The organism is Cellulosimicrobium sp. 22598, from assembly GCF_052044445.1.
In the GTDB taxonomy this organism is placed as follows: Bacteria; Actinomycetota; Actinomycetes; order Actinomycetales; family Cellulomonadaceae; genus Cellulosimicrobium; species Cellulosimicrobium cellulans_G.
Genome location: NZ_JBQEMZ010000001.1, coordinates 93,574 through 113,811, shown reverse-complemented (window position 1 = coordinate 113,811; position 20,238 = coordinate 93,574). Strand labels below are relative to the sequence as shown.

Below are 20,238 nucleotides of genomic sequence, written 5' to 3'. Positions count from 1 at the left end.
CACCGACCCGGCGTCCCCGTGCCGCGGGTGCGTCACGGGCGCAGGGCGTCCTCCGCGGGCGTCCACGGCAGGCCGTGCGCGGCGGCGACCGCCTCGTTGAGGAGCGCGCCGCGGTGGGTGGACGCCCCCGACCGCAGGAGCGGGACGTCCCGCACCGCGTCGACCCCGCCCTCCGCGAGCGCCGCGAGGTACGGCAGCGTCGCGCTGGTCAGCGCGAGCGTGCTCGTCACGGGGACCGCGCCGGGCATGTTCGCGACGCAGTAGAACGTCGTGCCGTGCACGGCGAACGTCGGGTCGTCGTGCGTGGTGGGCCGCGACCCCTCGAAGCAGCCGCCCTGGTCGACGGCGACGTCGACGAGCACGGCGCCGGGGCGCATGCGTGCGACGAGGTCGTCGGTGACGAGGCGCGGGGCCCGCGCCCCCGCGACGAGCACGGCCCCGACGACGAGGTCGGCCTCGAGCACCTCCCGCTCGATCGCGTACGCGCTCGACACGACCGTGCGCACGTGGCCGGAGAACTCCTGGTCGACGGCACGCAGGACGGGCAGCGACAGGTCGACCACGCTCACCTCCGCGCGCATGCCCACCGCGACCTCGGCCGCGTTGCGGCCGGCGGTCCCGCCCCCGAGCACGACGACCCGCCCGGGCCGCGTGCCGGGGACGCCGCCGAGCAGGACGCCGCGACCTCCCGCGGGTCGTTGCAGGAGCCAGGCGCCGACCTGGGTCGCCATGCGCCCGGCCACCTCGCTCATGGGGGCCAGCAGCGGGAGCGTCCCGTCGGGGGCCTGCGCCGTCTCGTACGCGACGGACGTCGTGCCCGCGTCGAGCAGTGCACGCGTGCAGGCCGCGTCCGCGGCGAGGTGCAGGTAGGCGAAGAGCAGGAGGTCGTCGCGCAGCAGCGGGTACTCGCTCGCGACAGGTTCCTTGACCTTGCACACGAGCTCGGCCTCGCCCCAGACCTCCTCGGCGCTCGGCACGATCCGCGCACCGGCGTCGGCGAACTCCGCGTCGGGCAGGTGGGAGCCGACCCCGGCCCCGGACTGGACGAGCACGTCGTGCCCGGCCCGCACGAGGTGGTGCGCGCCGGCGGGGGTGAGCGCGACGCGGTCCTCGTGGTTCTTGACCTCGGTGGGTATGCCGATCCTCATGGTCCAGTGTGGTCGCACCGTCCCGCTCCGCGCAGGGTGGCAGGATCTTGTCGGAGAGTGACCTTCCTGCCGCTCGTTCCGGGACCGGCCCGCTGCCAGGGTGGGCGCGTGGACACGACGACTCCCCTCGCGACGCCGCGCGTCGCACCCCGCCCCGCGCCGACGGCGAGCGAGCACGCGCCGGCGGGCACCCTGGGGCTCGCGCGCGGCAGCGCCCTGTACGTGGCGAGCGTGCTCGGCACGGGAGTGCTCGCCCTGCCCGGGCTCGCCACGCGGGTCGCCGGCCCCGCCTCCGTGCTCGCCGTCGCCCTGGTGCTCGTGGCGAGCGTCCCCCTCGCGGGCACCTTCGCGGCGCTGGCGGCGCGGCACCCGGACCGGGGCGGCGTCGCGAGCGCGGTGCGCGTCGCGCTCGGCCCGACGGCGGCCCGCGCCACGGGCTACTGGTTCTACCTGGGCGTGTGCGTGGGCGTGCCCGTCGTGGCGGTGCTGGGGGCGGAGTACGTGGTCGCGGTGGTGGGCGCCGACCGCGGGGCAGTCCCGGTCGTGGCCGTCGCGCTCGTCGTCGTGCCGGCGGTCGCCGTGGGGCTCGGCGTCCGTGTGGCGGGCGCCGTCCAGCTCGCGCTCACGTCGCTGCTGCTCGCCGCCGTCGTCGTGGTCGTCGCCGTGGCGGCGCCGGCGGCGAGCGCCGAGCGGTTCACCCCGTTCCTCAGCGAGGGGTGGTCCGGCGTCGGCTCCGCGGTGAGCCTGTTCGTGTGGGCGTTCGCGGGCTGGGAGGTCGGCACGCACGTCTCGGCGGACTTCCGCGACCCGCGCCGCACCGTCCCCGCCGCGACCGGGATCGCGCTGGTCGTCGTCGGCGTCGCCTACCTCGCCCTGCAGGTCACCACGGTCGGCGTCCTCGGCGCCGAGGCCGGCTCCGGCACCGTCGCCCTGCTCGACCTCGCGCGCACGGGCGCACCCGCCGCGGGGCCCGTGGTCGTCGGCGTCGTCGCGGCGATCGTCACCTCGGGCGTGCTCACCGCCTATCTCGCGGCGTTCGCCAACCTCGGCCAGGCGCTCGCGCGCGACGGCGACCTGCCGCGCCCGCTCGCCGCTCTCTCCGGTCGCGCCGGGGTACCCCGGCGGGCGCTCGCGGTCACGCTCGTGCTGAGCGCGGCGTACCTCGCCGTGCTCGTCGCCACCGGCCTCGACCTCGAGCCGTTCGTGCGCGTCCACACGAGCTGCATGGTGGCGGTCTACGCGCTCGGCATGGTCGCCGCCCTGCGCCTGCTCCCCCGCGGCACGGTCGGCTGGTGGCTCGCGGCCGTCGCGACCGTCCTCACCGGCGTGCTGCTCGTCCTCGCCGGGGCGTCGCTCGTGGCCCCCGCGCTCCTCGCCCTGGCCGCCGTCGCGGTCGCGCTGGCCCGCCGCCGTCGCCCGCCGCGCTGAGCGGCCCGCCGGCCGGAGAGGTTCGCCCTCCTGGCCCGTTCCCCGCAGCGGCGGTGTCCGCTACGGTCGACGGCATGCCCACGTGGACGGACCCGGGCCCCGTCGAGTTCGACGCCGTCGTGATCGCCGCCGGGACGCGCTCGGGAGCGTTCGTCGCTCTCCCGTACGACGCCGTCGACCTCTTCGGCACGCGCGGTCGCGTCCCCGTGGTCGCGGAGGTCGACGACGTGCGGTACCACGCCTCCCTCGTCGCCTACGGCGGTCCGCACCTCCTCGCCGTCCTGCGCTCCGTGCGCGCCGCGACCGGCAAGGGCGTCGGGGACACCGTGCACGTCGCGGTCCGGCTCGCCGCGGAGGTCTCGGCCGTCCCGCGGTGAGGCGCCGGCCGCCCGCGCCCCGGCGGTCGCGCGTCAGCCGGCCGCGTCGGGCGCCGTGCGGTCCGACGACCCGGGCACGGCGTCGCCGAGCGCGATCTCCTTCGCCGTCGGCAGGTCCTCCTCCATGGGTGGGTCCTTGTGCCGCAGGTGCGAGAACACCGACCACGCGACGGCGACGAGCGGCACGGACACGACCGCGCCGAGGATCCCCGCGAGCAGCGTCCCCGCCGTCACCGCGATCGCCACGACGACCGGGTGCAGCGAGACCTGCTTGCCCATGACGAGCGGCTGCAGGATGTGACCCTCGAACTGCCCGATGAGCGCGATGCCGATCGTCACGACGAGCGCGATGACGATGCCCTTGGCCGCGAGCGCGACGATGGCCGCGATGATCATCGCGAGGGGCGCGCCGATGATGGGGATGAACGCCCCGATGAAGACGAGCACCGCGAGCGGCGCCGCGAGCGGCACGCCCAGGGCCCCCAGGAAGATGCCCGCGAGGATGCCGTCGACGAGAGCGATGATCACGGTGCCCCGGGCGTAGCCGGAGAACGTGTACCAGCCCGCGCCGCCCGCGACCTTCCAGCTGTCGCGCGAGCGGGCCGGGAGCTGGTTGAGGAACCACGTCCACATGTCCTTGCCGCGGGCGAGGAAGAACACCGTGCAGAAGATCGCGAGGGCGATCGCCGCGAACGCCTCGAACACCGAGCCGGCGCTCGCGGCGGCCTGGCTCGCGATGTCGCCGCCGTGCTCCGTGAGCCACTGCCGGCCGTTGTCGATCCACCCGTTGACGTCGTCCGCCGTGATCGTGACCGGCAGCGGGCCGTTCTCGAGGAAGTCGAAGATCTGCTCGATGCCCTGGTCGAACTGCTCCGCGAGGCTCTGCCACTGCCCCGCGACCGAGGTGATGACGTACGTCAGCAGACCGGCGATGAACAGCAGGGCGGAGAGGATCGCGAGCCCCGTGGCCAGACCCCGCGGCATGATCCGCGCGTAGAAGTCCGTGACGGGCCGCAGGACCGACGTGATGACGAGCGCCAGGAAGACGGCAACGAACACGAGCTGCACCTGCGCCGTCGCGAAGAAGATGAGCGCGACGGCCGCGACGATCATGAGCAGGCGCCACGACCAGCCCGCGGTCGTGCGCAGCCACGCGGGCACCGACTCGTCGTACCCGACCACCGACGGGTTGCGTCGCGCCCCGGCCACCTTGCGTGCCGCGCTCGACGCCCCCGCGAGGTGCTTCACCGACGCCGCCGCGCGGTCCGAGCCGGAGCCGGGCCTCGGGGTCGGCGCTGCTGCCACCGGCCGCTGCTCGTCCGTCACACGTGCCTCCGCCCGGTCGTGGCCACCATCCGCCCAGTCTGCCCCAGGTCGTCCCCCCACGCCGGGTACCGCGGTCGGCCCGTCGTCCCACGTCGGCCCGGCACCGACCGGCGACCGCGATGTGAGGACCACGCCCGAACCGTGCTATGTTTTTCCCCGCACCGGAACGGCGGAAACGCCGGGAAGGTCCACTCGTCCGGGTGGCGGAATGGCAGACGCGCTAGCTTGAGGTGCTAGTGCCCTTTATCGGGCGTGGGGGTTCAAGTCCCCCTCCGGACACCGCATGGCACACCTCGTGCCACGGAGGCCGGGTCAGGAGATTCTTCCTGACCCGGCCTTCTGCGTATCCCGCCGCCTCGGTCCGGCGGGCCTCGCCTCAGCCGCCCGTGTCGGTCCAGGACGCGACCTCGACGCCGTGGTCGTCGGGTGACGCGAGCGACCACCACGTCGGGGCGCGCGAGTCATCGGCCAGCGCGCGCTCGTCGAACAGTCAGAACACACTCCCCTCGACGCCGCCGGGGCTGACTCCGGCGCGCCCGGCCCGCTAAATCTCCTCGTCGCGAATCGCCGTCCGCGCGCCTCGAGATGCGGGGTCGGACGTCCCGCTTTACGGTGACGTGTCCTTTCTGATGCTTTTGAGGCGGTATGCAATGCTCGACGTCCATCACTTCACCTACGGTGCCGTGACCCCGCTCATCTCCTACGTGGCCGCGGTCTCCGGGTCTGCCTGCGGCCTGTCCGCGGTCTCCCGCTCCCGTGTCGACGCGCCGTGGCCCGTGCGCTCGGCGTGGCTGTGGCTGGGGGCCGCGGCCATCGGGGGCACGGGCATCTGGGTGATGCACTTCGTGGCGATGCTCGGGTTCACGGTCACCGGCATGCCGATCCACTACGACGTGCCGCTCACGATCGTCTCCGCGCTGGTCGCCGTGGTGGTCGTGTCGGTCGGCCTGCACCTGGTCATGATGTTCGGCTACCGGCCCCTGCTGCTGGCCGTGGGAGGCGCCGTGGCCGGGCTCGGCGTCGCCGGGATGCACTACCTGGGCATGGCGGCGATGCGCATGCACGGGACGATGCACTACAGCGCGGTCTCCGTCGTCCTGGCGGTGCTCGTCGCGGTCGCCGCCGCGACGGCGGCGCTCTGGCTCTGCGTGCACGCGCGGGGCGGGCTGTCCATGACCGTGTCGGCCCTCGTCATGGGGGTCGCTGTCGCGGGGATGCACTACACCGGCATGTGGGGCGTCTCGGTGACGGGTCAGCCGGGCGCACCGGACGGCGGCGTCCCGATGCTGGACCTGCTCGGCGCCCTCCTCGTCGGGGGCGGCGGCTCCGTCCTGCTGCTGGTGTTCGTCGTCGTCGGCTCCCGGACGGAGAGCGAGCGGCAGCGGCACGAGGCCTTCCGGGACCGCATGGCGCAGGAGACCGTCTCGGTCGGCAAGTAGCGGCACGCGGGTGCGCCGTCTCTCACGGCCGGCGCGCGCGTGCCCGGTCCTCCGTCTCGAGCACCCGGCGCAGGCCCGTGAAGTCACGCAGGAGGATCCGCGCCAGGACCGCGGTCGGGAGCAGCGCCACCAGCCGGAGCGTCGACGCCACGTCGCCGTGGTAGTCGGCGCGCACGCGCGTCCCGCCGCCGTCGGGCGACGTGACGTACTCGACGCGAGAGTTCCAGGGCGCGGTGGAGTGCCACACGACCCGCAGGTCGGGCTCGACGACCTCGAGCACGTCGGTGAACCGCACCCGGAACGGACCGACGCGGTCGACGGCGGCCCAGCGGCTCCCCACCCGCAGCGGCCCGTCGTCGACCGGGCGGCGGGAGACGACCGCGGGCGCGAACTCCGGCCACCGGCCCGGGTCGGCGAGGTACGGGAAGACGCGCGCCGGCGGGTGGTCGAGGTGGACGTCGAGCGTCACGCGTCGCCACACGGTCCGGTCTCCTTCCGCCGCCCGGCGTCAGACCATCGCCGGCACGGGACGGTCCGGGTAGAGCTCGCGCATCGCGTGGTCGTACCGACGCTTCAGGAGCAGGAGGTACAGCACCCGGACGGGCGCGGGCACGTTCGCGCGGAACCACTCCTCCCGCTCGGCCTCGGGGACGCTCGCGAGCAGCAGGCCGAGCTGCAGCGCCACGAGGTCCTTGCCGAGCTCCTTGCGGTGCTTCACGAGGGTGGCGCGCGTGTGCTCCTCCATGGAGTCCCACTCCTGCTGCGACATCACGTCCCCGGCCACGGGGAGGATCTCCACCTCCTCATGCCCGAGGTGCGCCGACAGGAGGTCCCGCAGCCCCTCGACGTCGGTCGCGAAGGCGTCGCGGAGCCGCGGGTCGGCCGTGGCCACCCACGGCTCGAGCTGCGGCTCGACCCGCGCGAGGCGCACCGCGACCTCGGCGTGCTGCGCCCGCATCTGGCCGACGTGCAGCGCGCACGCGGGCTCGCGCGCCTCGAGGCGGTCCCAGAGCACCCGGTCCTCGGTCTCGTGGTGCAGGTGCAGCGCGAAGAAGTCGAGGTGGGCGTAGCGGCCCACGACGGCCGAGCGCCCGGTGTCCCCGGGCCGGACCTCGCGGACCAGCACGGGGAGCTCGCGGTAGAGCCAGCGGAAGATCCGGTGGACGAGGAACATGCCCGACGTGTCGCACCCGGGGTGCTGCCCCGCGGGCAGCGGCCCGGGGAGAGGGAGCCTGTCGGTCATCTCGTCCTCCGCCCGTCGGACGACGTCGGTGTCGTCGTGGCGCTCTCCGACGCTACGCCCGCCCGCGGCGTGGCCACAATGCCCGGTCCGCAGGTTCACCCGGGCAGCGAGAAGCCCCGCCGTGTGGAGCGGCGGGGCTTCTCGATCCGCTGTCTCATTCGGATCCCGCCGGCGCTCTCACGCCGGAAGCATGCGTCCAGTCTAGGGCGTCGCGACGGCCGCCTCCGACCCCGGCACGACCGCCTCCTCCCCGAGGAGGAGGTCGCGCCCCCGACGATCTCGGCCGACGGCGGGAGCCGGCGTCCCCGCGCCCGTCCGTAGCGTCGACGACGGCGGTGCCCGAGGACCGGGCGCCCGCGACGACGGGAGGACGCATGATCCAGGTGGAGGCGCTCACCAAGCGCTACGGGCCGACGACGGCGGTAGACGGGCTGACGTTCACGGCACGCCCGGGCACCGTGACGGGATTCCTCGGCCCGAACGGGGCGGGGAAGTCGACGACGATGCGGGTCGTGGTCGGGCTGGAGCGGCCCACGTCCGGCACGGCGACCGTCGACGGACGCCGGTACGCCGACCTCCCGGCGCCGCTCCACGCCGTCGGCTGCATGCTCGACGCGCGGTCCGTGCACCCGGGGCGCACGGCGTTCCGGCACCTGCGGGCCCTCGCGCGGACCCACGGGATCGGCCGCGCCCGCGTGGACGAGGTCATCGGGATGACCGGGCTCGAGAGCGTCGCCGGACGGCGCGCCGGGACCTTCTCCCTGGGGATGGGCCAGCGGCTCGGCATCGCGGGAGCGCTGCTCGGCGACCCCGGGACGCTCCTCCTCGACGAGCCCGTCAACGGCCTCGACCCCGACGGCGTCCTGTGGGTGCGGGGGCTCGTCCGCGGCCTCGCAGCCGAGGGACGGACCGTGCTCCTCTCGTCGCACCTCATGCACGAGCTCGCGCTCTGCGCCGACCGGGTGGTCGTCATCGGCCGGGGCCGGCTCCTCGCGGACGCATCGGTCCAGGAGCTCGCCGCCGACGCGGGATCCCTCGAGGAGGCGTACCTGCGGCTCACCGCGGGGGCGGTCCAGTACCAGGGCCGCGCCTCCGGCGGGTCCGACCGCGCCGCGGCGGGCGGTGCCCGATGACCGCCGCGACCCCCGCCCCGGTGCGCACTCCCCCGGCCCTGGCGCGGGCCACGCCCCCGGGCCCGACGTTCGCGCGCGTCGTCGGCTCCGAGTGGACCAAGCTCACGAGCCTCCGGTCCTCCTGGTGGGCGGCCGCGCTCACGGTCGCGGTCTCGGCCGCGCTGACCCACCTCTCTGCCCAGGCGTCCTCCGTGGACCCCGGGTTCGACCCGCTGGGATCCCTCACGTCGGGCGTGCTGCTCGCCCAGGTGCCCCCGCTCGTCCTGGGCGTGCTCGTCGGGACGGGCGAGCACAGCACGGGCACGTTCCGCACGACGTTCCTCGCCGCCCCGAGGCGCTGGCCCGTGCTCGCCGCGCAGACCGTCGTCACCGCCGCGTTCGCGCTGCTCACGGCCGTGCTCGCGGTCGGCGCCGCCGTGCTCGCCCTGCTCCCCTCGGCCCGGGCCCGCGGCATGGCCCTCGATCTCGCGAGCGACGGCACGCCCCGGGTGCTCGGCGGGATGGTGCTCCTGCTCGTCGCGACGGCCCTGCTCGGCCTCGCGCTCGGCGCGCTGCTCCGGCGGCCGGTGCCCGCCCTGACGGTCGCGGTCCTCGTGGTCCTCGTCCTGCCCGTCGCGCTCGTGCTCGCGGCCGACCTGGCGGGCGACCCGCTCGCCGCGTCCGCGGGCGTGCCGCCCGCCCAGGCCGCCGTCAACACCGCCGTGACGTTCCTCCCCGCCGGCGCGGGGTCCCTCCTGACCACCGAGGGCGCCGTCGAGGGTGCGCCCGACCTCGGCGCGTGGGGCGGCGGGCTCGTCCTGGCGGCGTGGGTCGCCGTCCCCCTGACCCTGGCCGGTATCCGCCTCCGCGCGCGGGACGTGGTGTGACGTGGCCGCGACGACGCAGACGCCCGCCGCCCCGCCCGCGAGCCGCTCACCGGTGACCCTCCGCCGGGTGCTCGCGGCCGAGTGGGACAAGCTCACGAGCCTGCGCGCGACAGGCTGGCTCGCCCTCGCGACGGTCGCGGCGTCGGCCGCGAGCGCCTGGGCGCTCGGCCTGTTCGCCCGGCCCGACGACGGCGCGTCCGGCGCGCCCGTGGCCGTCGCCGGGTACGTGCTCACCCAGCTCGGGTTCCTCGTGCTGGGCGCGACGACCGGCGCGGGCGAGTTCCGCACCGGCACGGCGCGCGTCACCTTCGTCGCGGTGCCCCGGCGGGTCCCGGTGCTCGTGGCCCAGGCGCTCGTCACGACGACGGTCGCGGCCCTCACGGCCGCGGTCGCGCTCGTCGCGGCGCTCGCGGCGACCGCCGGGCAGCGCGCGGCGACCGGGCTGGTGCTGGACGTCGCGGACCCGGAGACGGCACGCCTCCTCGGAGGGTTCGTGCTCTACCAGACCGGGGTCGCGCTCGTCGGGCTCGGGCTGGGGGCGCTGCTGCGCCGACCCGACGCCGCGCTCGTCGCCGGGGTCGTCCTGGTCGTCGTGCTCGACCACCTCCTCGCCACGAACCCCGGCCGGGTCGCCGACACGGCGCGCGCCCTCCTCCCGGGCGCCGGGGCGCGGCTCCTCCATGCCGACGAGCGGCTCGCCGCGCTCGACGCGACGACGCTGGGCCCGCACGTCGGCCCGTGGACGGCCGGCCTCGTGCTCGCCGCGTGGGCCGCCGCGCTCCTCGTCGCGGCGGGGTACCGCCTGCGGCGCCATGACGTCACCTGACGTGGACCGGCACGGATGGGAGAGTGGGCTCATGCCCCTGCCGTCCCCCGCCACGTCCGCGCGCGGGACGACCGACGGCGGCGCGCTCACCGAGACCGACGTCCAGCGGCGCGGGCCGCTCGGCCGGCTGGTCGAGGAGCACCCCCGGGCCGCGGACGCCGCGCTCGTCGCCGGCGTCGTGGCGCTCGGGCTCGTCACCGCGGTCCTCGGGCTCGCGACGGTCGAGGGGTCCACCGGGCTCGGCCTCTTCCGGCCCGACGAGCCCGTCGCCCAGGTGGTCGTCACGGCGTGGCTCGCCGGGGCCGTCCTCGGGGCGACGCTCCTCCTCGCCCGCCGCAGGCGACCGCTCGTCGTCGCGGCCGCGCTCACGGCGCTGGCCGTCGCCTCGCTCGCGACCGCGGGCGTGCTGGGGGTGCTCGGGGTGTGCCTCGCGTGCGCGGTCCACGCCGTGGCGGCCTTCCGCCCGCCGCGCACCGCGTGGCTGACGTGCGCGGCGGTGCTCGCCGTCGTCACGGCGGCGATCTGGTGGTGGCAGGACATCGGCCTCGCCGAGATCCTGCTCTGGAGCGACCCGGTCGTGTCACCGGACGGCGATCCCGTGCGGGACCTCGCCGAGCCGCCCTTCTCCCCCGGCCGCCGGTCCGCGTCCGTCTCGCTCCTGCTCGCGCTCCTGCTCCTCGGCATGGCCACGGGTTCCGGCGCGCGCGCCCGTCGGCTCCACGCCGAGGACCTCACGGAGCGCTACCGGGCCATGGCCCGCGACCGCGACCAGAGCGCCGCGCTCGCCCGCGCGGCCGAGCGCACCCGCATCGCCCGCGAGATGCACGACGTCGTCGCCCACAGCGTCTCGGTGATGGTCGCGCTGTCCGACGGCGCGGGCGCAGCGCTCGACCGTGCACCCGACCGCTCGCGCGAGGCCCTGCGGGAGCTCTCCCGGACGGGGCGCGAGGCGCTGACCGACATGCAGCGCGTGCTCGGTGCGCTCGACCCCGGCGACGAGGAGCCCGTGGCGCCGGACGGGCGGCCCGAGCCGACCGGGACGGACCTCGCGGCCGTCGTCGCACGGTTCCGCGCCGCGGGCGTCCCGGTGACCGCGACCGGCCTCGACGTCCCGCTCCCGGACGACACCTCGCTCCGGCTCGCGGTCGTGCGGGTCGTGCAGGAAGGGCTGACGAACGTCCTGCGGCACGCGCCCGGTGCTCCGACGGCCGAGGTCGAGGTCCGGCGCGGCGCGGACGTCGTCGAGGTCGAGGTCCGCGATTCCGGCGGCACCCGGCCCGGCACGGGCGGCGGGACCGGTCGCGGCATCGTCGGCATGCGCGAGCGCGCGGCCCTGCTCGGCGGCAGCGTCGAGGCCGGCCCGCGACCCGAGGGTGGGTGGGTCGTGCGCGTCGTCCTCCCGTGGTCCGGGCGGGACGCGTCGTGGGACCGGCCGCACGACCGGCCGTACGACCGGCCGTACGACGAGGACGACGGAGGGCTCCCGTGACGACCGTGCTGCTCGTGGACGACCAGGCGCTCCTGCGGATGGGCTTCCGGCTCGTGATCGAGTCGGAGCCCGACCTCGAGGTGGTCGGCGAGGCGTCCGACGGCCGGGTGGCGCTCGACCAGGTCGCGGCGCTCGCCCCGGACGTCGTCGTCATGGACGTCCGGATGCCCGGCATGGACGGCATCGAGGCGACGCGACGCGTCGTCGCGGAGCACCCCGCGACGCGCGTGCTCGTGCTGACGACGTTCGACGTCGACGAGTACGCGTTCGCCGCGCTGCGCGCGGGCGCGAGCGGGTTCCTGCTGAAGAACGCCCGCCCGGACGACCTCGTCGAGGCGATCCGTACCGTCGCGGCAGGGAGCTCGGTCGTCGCGCCCCGGGTGCTGCGCCGCATGCTCGACCTCTTCGCCCCGCACCTGCCCGTCGGGGACCGGCCGGCGGACGACGGCGTCGACCCGCGCCTGCGGTTGCTCACGCCCCGCGAGCTCGACGTGCTGCGGTGCGTGGCCGAGGGCCTGTCCAACGCCGAGATCGCCGAGCGCCTCGTGCTGTCGTCGACGACGGTCAAGACGCACGTGGGCAACCTCCTCGCCAAGCTCGGGGTCCGGGACCGCGTCCAGGCCGTGATCGTCGCCTACGAGAGCGGCCTGGTCGGCTCCCGCCGCTGAGCGGCACCGCTCTCCGTCGCTGCCGCGTTCACCCCCGACGGGTGAGGCTCCGCCCCGGGTCCGCTGCGACCGTGGTGCCGAGCGCCGGAGAGGAGCCCACGATGACGGCTGCGCAGATCCCCCGACAGCAGGTCCCTGCCGCCACGGGCCCGTGGCACACCGCGTCGACGCAGGCCGTGTGCGCGGCGCTGGACGTCGACCCGGCGGTCGGGCTGACGACGGCGCAGGTCGCCGAGCGGCGCGCCCGGTACGGGCCGAACGCGCTCGCGGAGGAGCGCAGGGAGAAGCCGTGGCAGGCGTTCCTGCGCCAGTACCGGGACCTCATGCAGCTCGTCCTCGTCGGGGCGGCGGTCGTGAGCATCATCGCGCTCGGCGACGTCACGACGGGCGTCGTCGTGCTGGGCCTCACCGTGCTCAACGCCCTCATGGGCCTGCACCAGGAGGGCAAGGCCGCCGAGAGCGTCGCGGCGCTGCAGCAGATGCTCGTCATGACGGCCACGGTGCGCCGCGACGGACGCCAGGAGCAGGTGCCCGCGGAGGAGCTCGTGCCGGGCGACGTCGTCGGCTTCGAGGCCGGGAGCAAGATCCCCGCGGACGGGCGGCTGCTCGTCGCGGCGTCGCTGGAGATCGAGGAGGCGGGGCTGACCGGCGAGAGCACCCCGGTCGCCAAGGGCGTCGAGACGGTCGTCGCCGAGGACGCGCCGCTCGGCGACCGCACCGACATGGCGTACATGAACTCGCAGGTGACGCGCGGGCGCGGCGAGATGGTCGTCACGGCGACGGGCATGACGACCGAGGTGGGCCGCATCTCCGGGATGCTCAGCGGCGTCGAGCAGGACAAGACGCCGCTCACGCGCCAGCTCGACCGCATCACCGTGATCATCACGGTCATGGCGGCGATCGCCCTCGTCGTCGTCGTGGTCCTGGGCCTGGTGCGCGGCGAGGACTTCGACAGCCTGTTCGTGGTCGGGATCAGCCTGGCCATCGCCGCGATCCCGACGGGTCTCCCGGCCGTGGTGACGATGCTGCTGTCGCTCGGCACGCGGCGGCTCGCCGAGGAGGGCGCGATCGTCAAGCGCCTCAAGTCGGTCGAGACGCTCGGGTCGACCTCCGCGATCTGCTCGGACAAGACCGGGACCCTCACGCTCAACCAGATGACCGCGCGCCGCCTCGTGCTCGCGGGACGCCGGTTCTCCGTCGACGGCGAGGGCTACTCCACGACCGGCCGCATCCTCGCGGCCGCCGGCTCGACCGACGTGCCGCTCGAGCCCGTCGCGCTGCCCCTCGCGCTCGCGAGCGACGCCGTCGTGCGCGACGGCGAGTGCATCGGCGACCCCACCGAGGGCGCCGTCGTCGTCCTGGCGGCGAAGGCGGGCCTCGACGTCGAGGAGACGCGCGCCGAGCACCCGCGCGTCGCGGAGGTCCCGTTCGACGCGGCGTACAAGTTCATGGCGACGTTCCACGAGATCGACGGCGCGCTGACGTGCTTCGTCAAGGGCGCCCCGGACGTGCTGCTCGCCCGGTCGAGCCGGTACCTCACCGCCGACGGCGGGTCGGCGCCGCTCGACGACGACGCGCGGTCGCGCGTGGTGGCGGAGAACGACGCCCTCGCGGGCGAGGGCATGCGCGTGCTCGCGGTGGCGCGGCGTGCCGTGGGCCGCGACGAGCTCGCGGGCGAGCTCCTCGACGCGGTGCGCGACCTCGAGCTGGTCGCGCTCGTCGGGATCGTCGACCCGCCGCGCCGGGAGGCGCGCGACGCCATCGCGGAGTGCCGCGACGCCGGCATCCGCGTGCGGATGATCACGGGCGACCACGTCACCACCGCGGCGGCGATCGCCGGGCAGCTCGGCATCGAGGGCCGCGCGCTGACCGGGGCCGAGTTCGCCGCGATGTCCGACGCGCAGCTCGAGGCGGAGGTCGGCGAGATCGGGGTGGTCGCGCGGGTCGCGCCGGAGGACAAGGTGCGCCTCGTCGACGTGCTCAAGCGCACCGGCGACGTGGTCGCGATGACGGGCGACGGCGTCAACGACGCGCCCGCGCTCACCCGCGCGGACATCGGCGTGGCGATGGGCATCACCGGAACCGAGGTGACCAAGGACGCCGCGGAGATGATCCTCACCGACGACAACTTCGCGACCATCGTGGCCGCCGTGGAGGGTGGCCGCGGGCTCTACGACAACCTCATGAAGTACATCCGCTTCCAGATGGTCGTGCTCGTCGGCTTCATCCTCACGTTCGTGGGCGCGGGCGTCTTCACGGTCGCGGGCGGCACGCCGCTCACGCCGCTCCAGATCCTCTGGGTGAACTTCGCGATCGACGTGCTCCTCGCGATCGGCCTCGGCTTCGACGCCGCGACGCCCGGCCTCATGCGCCGCCGGCCACGGTCTCCCGCCGAGCCCGTCATCGGGCGTGGGCTCGGGGTCCGGCTCGCCGTCGGCGGCGTCCTCATCGCCGTCGGCTCGCTCGTCGCCGTCGCCTGGGGCGAGGCCGACGCCGACCTGGCGGTCGCGACGACGATGGGCCTCACCGCGATGTCGCTCCTGCACGTCGTGGCCGCGCTCGAGTGGCGCGACCCGCGGGCGAGCATCCTCTCGTTCGAGACCCTCGCGAACGGGCGGTTCGTCGTGCTGCTGCTCGCGTCGCTGGGGCTGACGTTCCTCGTCACGACCCTCGACGGCCTGCAGCGGATCTTCGGCACCGTCGACCTCGACGGGGGCCAGTGGGGCGTGTGCGGCCTCGTCGCGCTCGGGTTCCTCGTCCTGGCCGAGCTCGGCAAGCTCGTGCTCCGGCAGGTGGATCGGCACCGGGGCGCGCCCGCCGACTCCGGCGCCTCCGCCCAGGTCTCGCGCGCCCGGGTCTGAGGGCTCCGGGTCAGGGCACGACGCCGAGCTCGCGGCCCCTGCGGACCGCGTCGCGACGCGAGCTCACGCCGAGCTTGCGGTAGACCGACTTGAGGTGCGCCTTGACGGTGTTCACCGAGACGAAGAAGTCCTCGGCGATCTCGACGTTGCTGGCCATCGAGGGCAGCACGGCGAGGATCGCCAGCTCGCGCTCCGTGAGGGGCTCGACGAGCGGGGCGGGCTCCGGCGCCCGGTCCGCCGGGTCGAGGTGGGCGCGCAGCCGCCCGGCGAGCGCGTCGTCGCGTGCCGTGACCGCGCGGGCGAGCGCCGGACGCAGCTCGCGCACGACGAGGGTGAGGAACGGGCGCGCGACCTGCTCGACGGCGGCGAGGTCCAGGGCGCGGGCCAACGGGACCTCGACGCGGCGGGTGCCCGCCCGCGCCAGGGCGGACGCCTCGACGAGCGCCGCCTCGACCCGCACGACGTCGTCCACCTCGTCCTCCCCCGCGTCCACGAGCCCGGCGACCGCGCGCAGCGCGGCCCCGGTCCGCCCCGTGGCGAGCAGCTCGCGCGCGCCGCACACGGCCACGACGGCGGCCGTGCCCAGCCCCTCCCGCCGGACGCGCACCGGCAGCGCGGGCTGTGTCCCGTCGTCGAGCAGGCGGACCGCGGCGGTCGCCCGGACCCACAGGTCGGCGAGCACCGGCGGCGTCGCGACGGGCCCGAGCGCGTGGTCGGCCGCGACCAGCGCGTGCCGCGCGGCCCCGGCGTGCCCGCGGTCCGCCGCCGCGAGGGCCTGGAGGAGCCGGACGGCCGCCTCGGACGCCGGCTCGCGGCCCCCGGCGTCGGCCGCCAGCGCGTGCGCGAGCTCGCGGTCGAGGGCGGAGTCCGACGCACGCAGGTACCGCACCCACGCCCGGGCCGCGTGCGCCGGGCGCGCGTGGGCGTACCCGTCCCAGCCCCGGGGCTCGGCCTCCGCGACCACCGAGCGCGCGGCCGCCTCCCCCTCGTCGAGCCGGCCCTCCGCGACCGCGAGGAGCGACGCCGCTGCCCGCGCCCCGAGGACGAAGAGCTGGGGTGCCCGCCAGTCGCGACCGGGAGGCGGTGCGAGCGGGAACGAGGCCGTCGCCGCCTCGGTGCCCACCGAGCACCACGCGAGGCCCGCGGCGCGGTGGGCCTGCGCGAGGCTGCGGTAGGTGTCGAGCGCCGGGAACGGGTACGGCGCCGCGTCCGCGGTCGCGAGGGCGGCCCCGGCCGCCGTCGCGAGGGCGCGCACGTCGCCCGTCGCGCGCGCGATCGAGGCGTCGAGCAGCTCCAGGAGCACGGCCGCGGCCGGCTGCTCGACGGGGTCGAGGAGGTCGCGCGCCGTCGCGACGTGCCGACGGGCGGCGTCGTACCGCTCGTCGACGTACGCCAGCGCGCCCGCGCACAGGTGCAGCCGCGCGTCGACGCCGATCGTCGCGTAGGGCACGCGCCGCAGGACGTCCGCGACGGTCTCGCGGTGGGGGCCCGCGAGCTGGGCGGCCGTGCCCTCCACGAAGACCTCGCCCACGAGGGTCCAGTCCTCGGCGGCGGCCGCGTGCTCGAGGGCCCGCACCGCCTCGCCGTCGCGCGCGAACCAGCGGGCCGCCGCCCGGTGGGCGTCGCGGAGGCAGGCAGGGTCCTCGGCCCGGAGCTGGCTCAGGAGCATCTCGCGCAGGAGCGGGTGGTACCGGTACCAGGTGCGGCGCTCGCCCGCCGCCGTGACGAAGCCGTCGGCCGCGGCCAGGCCCGGGAGCAGCCGCTCTGCCGGCGCCCCCGGGTCGAGGGCCGACGCGAGGTCGGCGCACACGGCCGAGGCGACGCTCGTGCGGAGGAGGAAGCGCCGGACCGTCGGCTCCTGGCGGTCGAGGACCTCGGCCAGGAGGAACTCCGCCGCCGAGCGGTCGGCGCGCGCGCGGCTCGCGGCGTCGTCCGCCTCGACCCGCAGGCGGACGCCGACCGCCCAGCCGCCCGTCTCGTCGAGGACGCGGCCCACCGCGGCCGGGGACAGCGGTCGGCGGTGGGACGCCGCGAGCGTCGTGACGGACGTGGCGTCGAACGCGAGGTCCGCGGCACCGACCTCGGCGACCTCGCCCTGCGCGCGCAACCGCTGCAGCCGCACCAGCGGGTCGACGCGCGTGAGCACGACGAGATGCAGGGGCAGCGGGTAGCGCAGGAGGTCGTCGACGGTCGCCGCGACGTCGGGGCGCGCCGCGTGGTGGAAGTCGTCGAGCACGAGGACGACCGGCTCGGGCAGCTGCTCGACCGCGGAGAGGACGCGCCGCAGGAGCGCCGACGAGAGCCGGGGCGGGACGACGAGCGTCTCGAGCGGGTGCCCCGGGGGGACCGCGCCCGCGGCGCGGAGCGCGGAGAGGACGTCCGCCCAGAACGCCGCGGGCTTGTCGTCGAACGGCTCCAGGGTGAGCCACGCGACCCGCTGCCCGGTGCCGCCGCGCGCCCACCGCGCCACGGCGGTGGTCTTGCCCCAGCCCGGGCCGGCGGACACGAGCGTCAGGCGCCGCGCCACCGCGGCGCCGACGAGCGCCTCGACCCCGGGGCGAGGAAGCGTCGAGGCGGGGAGCGCCGGGACCGCGGTCCGGGCACGCAGCACCTCGAAGGCGTCGGACCGCGCGACGTCCTCGTGCTCGGCGCGTGGCTCGACCGAGGTCATGAGGGCAGGCTATTCCCGGGTCCCGGGAGGCGCAGGGCGAGCGCGGGGCGGACGGCCGTCAGGCCGGCCCGGCCCCGGTCCCCGGGTCGACGGCTCCGCTCACGGAGGAGCCCGTCGGCGCGGCGACCGCGGGTGGTCGGGCGAGGATCTCGACCACGACGAGCACGAGACCCGCGACGAGCGCGACACCGACCACGAGGCCCGGCGTGAGCGAGCCGGCGAGCAGGAGGACGAGCGCCGCGACGCCGATGACGACGACGCGCACGAACGTCTTGTGCCGCCCGAGCCAGTCGCCCACCGGACCCGCCGAGACCCCGCGACCCTCGCCCCAGCCGCGCACGGTGGCGCCCAGGCGCCCGAGCCCCGCACGCAGGCTGCGCGCGGACTCGCTCGGGCCGCCGAGGTACGCGGCGAGCGCGACGACGAGGCCGAGCACCCCCACGGTCCGCAGCGTGAGGCGCAGGTACCCGACCGCCTGGTCGAACACCACCTCGGCCGCGTCGAGCCGCAGCACCTGCCCGGAGAGCGCCCCGAGGTACAGGCCGCGCGCGACCGCGAGGCCGACGCCCAGGGCGACCATGGCCCCCGTCAGCACGAGCCCGGCGACGACGAGCGCACGCGACCGCCGGTTCGCCACGAGGACCCCGGCGGCGAGCAGCCCGAGCACGACCCACGGCAGCCACGTCGTGAGGGTGACGATCTGCGCGTACCGGTTCTGGAGCATGACGAGCTCGGCGGACTGGGCGATGGTGAACGTCGCGTCGACCGACGGGATGCGTGCGGCCACGTCCAGCCCGCGGTCGACGAGCCGCTCCTTGAGCAGGTCGATCAGGCCGGAGAGCTGGATGCTGAGGCGGCCGTCGTCGACCTGGAGGATGTCTCCGTCCTCGCCGCGCATGACCGAGACGAGCTGCTGGTGCGCCACGCGGTTCGCCTGGAGCCAGGCGCCCTCGAACGCGTCGCTCTCCACGAGCCGCGTCGCGGTCTCGTGCACGAGCGACTCGACGCCGCTCTGGAGCGGCGCCTCGAGCGCGGCGAGCGCCTGGGTCGCGCGCGGCGGGACGTCCCGCTCCTCCAGCCCTCCGACGAGGTCGTCGACGAGCGCCCCGACGTCGATGCGGGACATGACCTCCTCGGTGAGGCGTCCCGCGACGGCGGACTGCACGACCGGGTCCGCGGCGAGCGGACCGACGGTCGCGACGTACCGGTCGGTGTCGGTCAGCTCGCGCTGCGCCCACGCCGAGACCGCGCCCAGCGGCGCGAGGAGCGCCCCCAGGGTGATGAGCACGGCGCACGCCACGGCCCGCAGGCGGCGCCGGGGGCGGCGCGCGGCCGTCGGTGCCTCGGCGCCCGTGCCCTGGCCGGCCCCGCCACCCGGCGACGGCCGTTCCTCGAGCCGGCGCCGCAGCTCCGCGTTCTCGCGCTCCAGCGCGGCGAGGCGCGCCGCCACGTCGTCGGTCGCGGTCCCCGACCCGGTCCCCGGCGCGGGCTCGCTCTGGTCGGTCATCCCCGGCCCCTCAGGCGAGCGCCCGCGCCTTGAGGCGCGCGAACTCGTCCGCGTCGATCGTCCCGGCGTCGTAGAGCGCCTTCGCGTCCGCGATCTCGCTCGCGGGCGAGCGGCCCGTGCCCGCGGTCGCCCGGACGTAGTCGTCCATCACCTGACGTCGCGCGCGGTCCTCCTCGGCGTGCCGCTCGGCCATGCCACGCCCCCGAGCGATGACGTACACCAGCGCCGACAGGTACGGGACGACGATCAGGGCGACGACCCACAGCGCCTTCCACCAGCCGCTGAGCGCCCTGTCGCGGAAAAGGTCGGCCACGATCTGGAACAGCACGACGAGGTAGGCGATGAAGAAGAACCACCACACCATGAGCCAGAACCAGTCCCAGAAGCCGTCCATCGGGCACCTCTCGTCTCAGGTCGCGAACGTTCGCGATGCTCCCACTGTGGGTCGCGGGGCGCCACCGGTGCTCACCCGCCGGGGGTAGTCGCCCGGCGCACCCACCCGGGTGCCACCCGCACCGGGTGATCCGCGTCGCCCGGTCCACGCGCATCCTGGGGCGACGTGGGCGAGCCGGGAGAGGCACATGGACGGCACGACGATGGTCGAGGTGACGGTGCTGGGCCCGGTGGCGCTCCCTGCTGCCGACCTGGCCGAGCTGGGGGTGCGGCGGACCGCGGAGTGCACGCTGCTCGAGGCGACCGTGCGCGACCAGGCCGCGCTCTACGGACTGCTCCAGCGTCTCGCCGCGCTCGGTCTCGAGCTCCTCGAGCTGCGCACCGCGGCGCCCGGGCAGCGGGCCGACGTGGAGGTCGTCGTCCGTGGCCCCGTGGGCGCGCTGGTCCAGGAGATGCTGCGCGACGTCGGCCGGGCCCTGCCGGGGTCCCTCACCTCCTACCGGCTCCGGGACACCGACCTGGCGGGCCTCCTCGCGGTCGTGGCGGACCTGGGTCCGCAGGCGGTCGACGACGAGTCGCCGGTCTCGGCGATGGACGCGAAGATCGCCCAGCTCCGCGAGCTCGCGGCGCTGCGCGACCAGGGCGTGCTCACGGACACCGAGCTCGCGGAGCAGAAGGCGCGCATCCTCGGGCGCTGACCCGTCGGCCGTCCGCGTCGCGGCCCCGCGACGCTGCGCGAGCGCGTATCCCTTGACACTCGGAAAGCGCCTTCCCTACGCTGCGAGGGTCGCGCGCACGGACGTGCAGCTCGAGCCGGACGGAGAGCAGGACGCGGCGGTCGAGGGGCCGCCACCGACCGCGCG

General features: G+C 76.0%; 17 protein-coding genes and 1 tRNA gene. 11 read left to right on the top strand and 7 right to left on the bottom strand.

The features are described from left to right. Positions 1-32: 32 nt before the first annotated feature. Positions 33-1,148 (bottom strand): alanine dehydrogenase, encoded by a 1,116-nt coding sequence (ald, locus tag ACTJIY_RS00485; RefSeq protein WP_253049772.1) that lies wholly within the window; start codon positions 1,146-1,148, stop codon positions 33-35. 108 nt (positions 1,149-1,256) lie between these two features. Here ald and ACTJIY_RS00480 point away from each other — a divergent pair, with 108 nt between their 5' ends. Both ACTJIY_RS00480 and ACTJIY_RS00475 read left to right on the top strand, forming a co-directional pair. Then, a complete protein-coding gene (locus ACTJIY_RS00480) occupies positions 1,257-2,576 on the top strand; it encodes an APC family permease (protein WP_353709169.1) in 1,320 nt (439 codons plus the stop codon). Positions 2,577-2,650: 74 nt separating this feature from the next. Further along, positions 2,651-2,953, top strand: coding sequence for a DUF1905 domain-containing protein (locus ACTJIY_RS00475; RefSeq protein WP_253049776.1), 303 nt, complete (start codon positions 2,651-2,653; stop codon positions 2,951-2,953). Positions 2,954-2,986: 33 nt separating this feature from the next. Here ACTJIY_RS00475 and ACTJIY_RS00470 read toward each other — a convergent pair whose 3' ends face one another. Further along, a complete protein-coding gene (locus ACTJIY_RS00470) occupies positions 2,987-4,258 on the bottom strand; it encodes an AI-2E family transporter (RefSeq protein WP_253049778.1) in 1,272 nt (423 codons plus the stop codon). A 215-nt stretch (positions 4,259-4,473) separates the two neighbouring features. On the opposite strand from ACTJIY_RS00470, the gene ACTJIY_RS00465 reads away from it, so the two are divergent. Both ACTJIY_RS00465 and ACTJIY_RS00460 read left to right on the top strand, forming a co-directional pair. After that, positions 4,474-4,558, top strand: a tRNA-Leu gene (locus tag ACTJIY_RS00465). A 371-nt stretch (positions 4,559-4,929) separates the two neighbouring features. Beyond that, positions 4,930-5,718, top strand: coding sequence for an MHYT domain-containing protein (locus ACTJIY_RS00460; protein WP_253049780.1), 789 nt, complete (start codon positions 4,930-4,932; stop codon positions 5,716-5,718). A gap of 22 nt (positions 5,719-5,740) precedes the next feature. Here the strand turns inward: ACTJIY_RS00460 and ACTJIY_RS00455 are convergent, their stop codons facing one another. Then, positions 5,741-6,199 carry an SRPBCC family protein gene (locus ACTJIY_RS00455; RefSeq protein ID WP_253049782.1) on the bottom strand — a complete coding sequence of 153 codons (459 nt, stop codon included), beginning with the start codon at positions 6,197-6,199 and terminating at the stop codon, positions 5,741-5,743. Between the two features lie 27 nt (positions 6,200-6,226). Next, the gene (locus tag ACTJIY_RS00450) at positions 6,227-6,961 is read right to left on the bottom strand and encodes a hemerythrin domain-containing protein (RefSeq protein ID WP_440673138.1); all 735 of its coding nucleotides are present in this window, start codon (positions 6,959-6,961) and stop codon (positions 6,227-6,229) included. 374 nt (positions 6,962-7,335) lie between these two features. Between ACTJIY_RS00450 and ACTJIY_RS00445 the strand changes: the two genes are divergently transcribed. The 6 genes from ACTJIY_RS00445 to ACTJIY_RS00420 all read left to right on the top strand — a co-directional run bounded on the left by ACTJIY_RS00445 (position 7,336) and on the right by ACTJIY_RS00420 (position 14,804). Continuing rightward, positions 7,336-8,094, top strand: coding sequence for an ABC transporter ATP-binding protein (locus tag ACTJIY_RS00445; RefSeq protein ID WP_440673139.1), 759 nt, complete (start codon positions 7,336-7,338; stop codon positions 8,092-8,094). Then, complete coding sequence (locus ACTJIY_RS00440) at positions 8,091-8,960, top strand: hypothetical protein (RefSeq protein ID WP_440673140.1); 870 nt, start codon at positions 8,091-8,093, stop codon at positions 8,958-8,960. Before ACTJIY_RS00445 ends, ACTJIY_RS00440 begins: the two co-directional genes overlap by 4 nt. Before the next feature lies 1 nt (position 8,961). Beyond that, complete coding sequence (locus ACTJIY_RS00435) at positions 8,962-9,786, top strand: hypothetical protein (protein WP_440673141.1); 825 nt, start codon at positions 8,962-8,964, stop codon at positions 9,784-9,786. 31 nt (positions 9,787-9,817) lie between these two features. Continuing rightward, entirely contained in the window at positions 9,818-11,275 is a 1,458-nt protein-coding gene (locus ACTJIY_RS00430) for a sensor histidine kinase (RefSeq protein WP_440673142.1), read from the top strand. Next, positions 11,272-11,943, top strand: coding sequence for a response regulator (locus ACTJIY_RS00425; RefSeq protein ID WP_440673143.1), 672 nt, complete (start codon positions 11,272-11,274; stop codon positions 11,941-11,943). The genes ACTJIY_RS00430 and ACTJIY_RS00425 overlap by 4 nt, the downstream gene beginning before the upstream one ends. A gap of 101 nt (positions 11,944-12,044) precedes the next feature. Continuing rightward, a complete protein-coding gene (locus ACTJIY_RS00420) occupies positions 12,045-14,804 on the top strand; it encodes a cation-translocating P-type ATPase (protein ID WP_253049796.1) in 2,760 nt (919 codons plus the stop codon). A gap of 10 nt (positions 14,805-14,814) precedes the next feature. Here ACTJIY_RS00420 and ACTJIY_RS00415 read toward each other — a convergent pair whose 3' ends face one another. Genes ACTJIY_RS00415 through ACTJIY_RS00405 form a run of 3 tightly spaced genes read right to left on the bottom strand, consistent with a single transcriptional unit; the run spans position 14,815 to position 19,376 of the window. Then, on the bottom strand, positions 14,815-17,475 hold the full coding sequence (locus ACTJIY_RS00415; protein ID WP_440673144.1) for a LuxR C-terminal-related transcriptional regulator: 2,661 nt from the start codon (positions 17,473-17,475) through the stop codon (positions 14,815-14,817). Positions 17,476-17,533: 58 nt separating this feature from the next. Continuing rightward, complete coding sequence (locus ACTJIY_RS00410) at positions 17,534-18,982, bottom strand: hypothetical protein (RefSeq protein WP_440673145.1); 1,449 nt, start codon at positions 18,980-18,982, stop codon at positions 17,534-17,536. A 10-nt stretch (positions 18,983-18,992) separates the two neighbouring features. Further along, on the bottom strand, positions 18,993-19,376 hold the full coding sequence (locus ACTJIY_RS00405; RefSeq protein ID WP_440673146.1) for an SHOCT domain-containing protein: 384 nt from the start codon (positions 19,374-19,376) through the stop codon (positions 18,993-18,995). Positions 19,377-19,563: 187 nt separating this feature from the next. Between ACTJIY_RS00405 and ACTJIY_RS00400 the strand changes: the two genes are divergently transcribed. Then, on the top strand, positions 19,564-20,073 hold the full coding sequence (locus tag ACTJIY_RS00400) for an SHOCT domain-containing protein (RefSeq protein ID WP_353709159.1): 510 nt from the start codon (positions 19,564-19,566) through the stop codon (positions 20,071-20,073). Positions 20,074-20,238 lie beyond the last annotated feature (165 nt).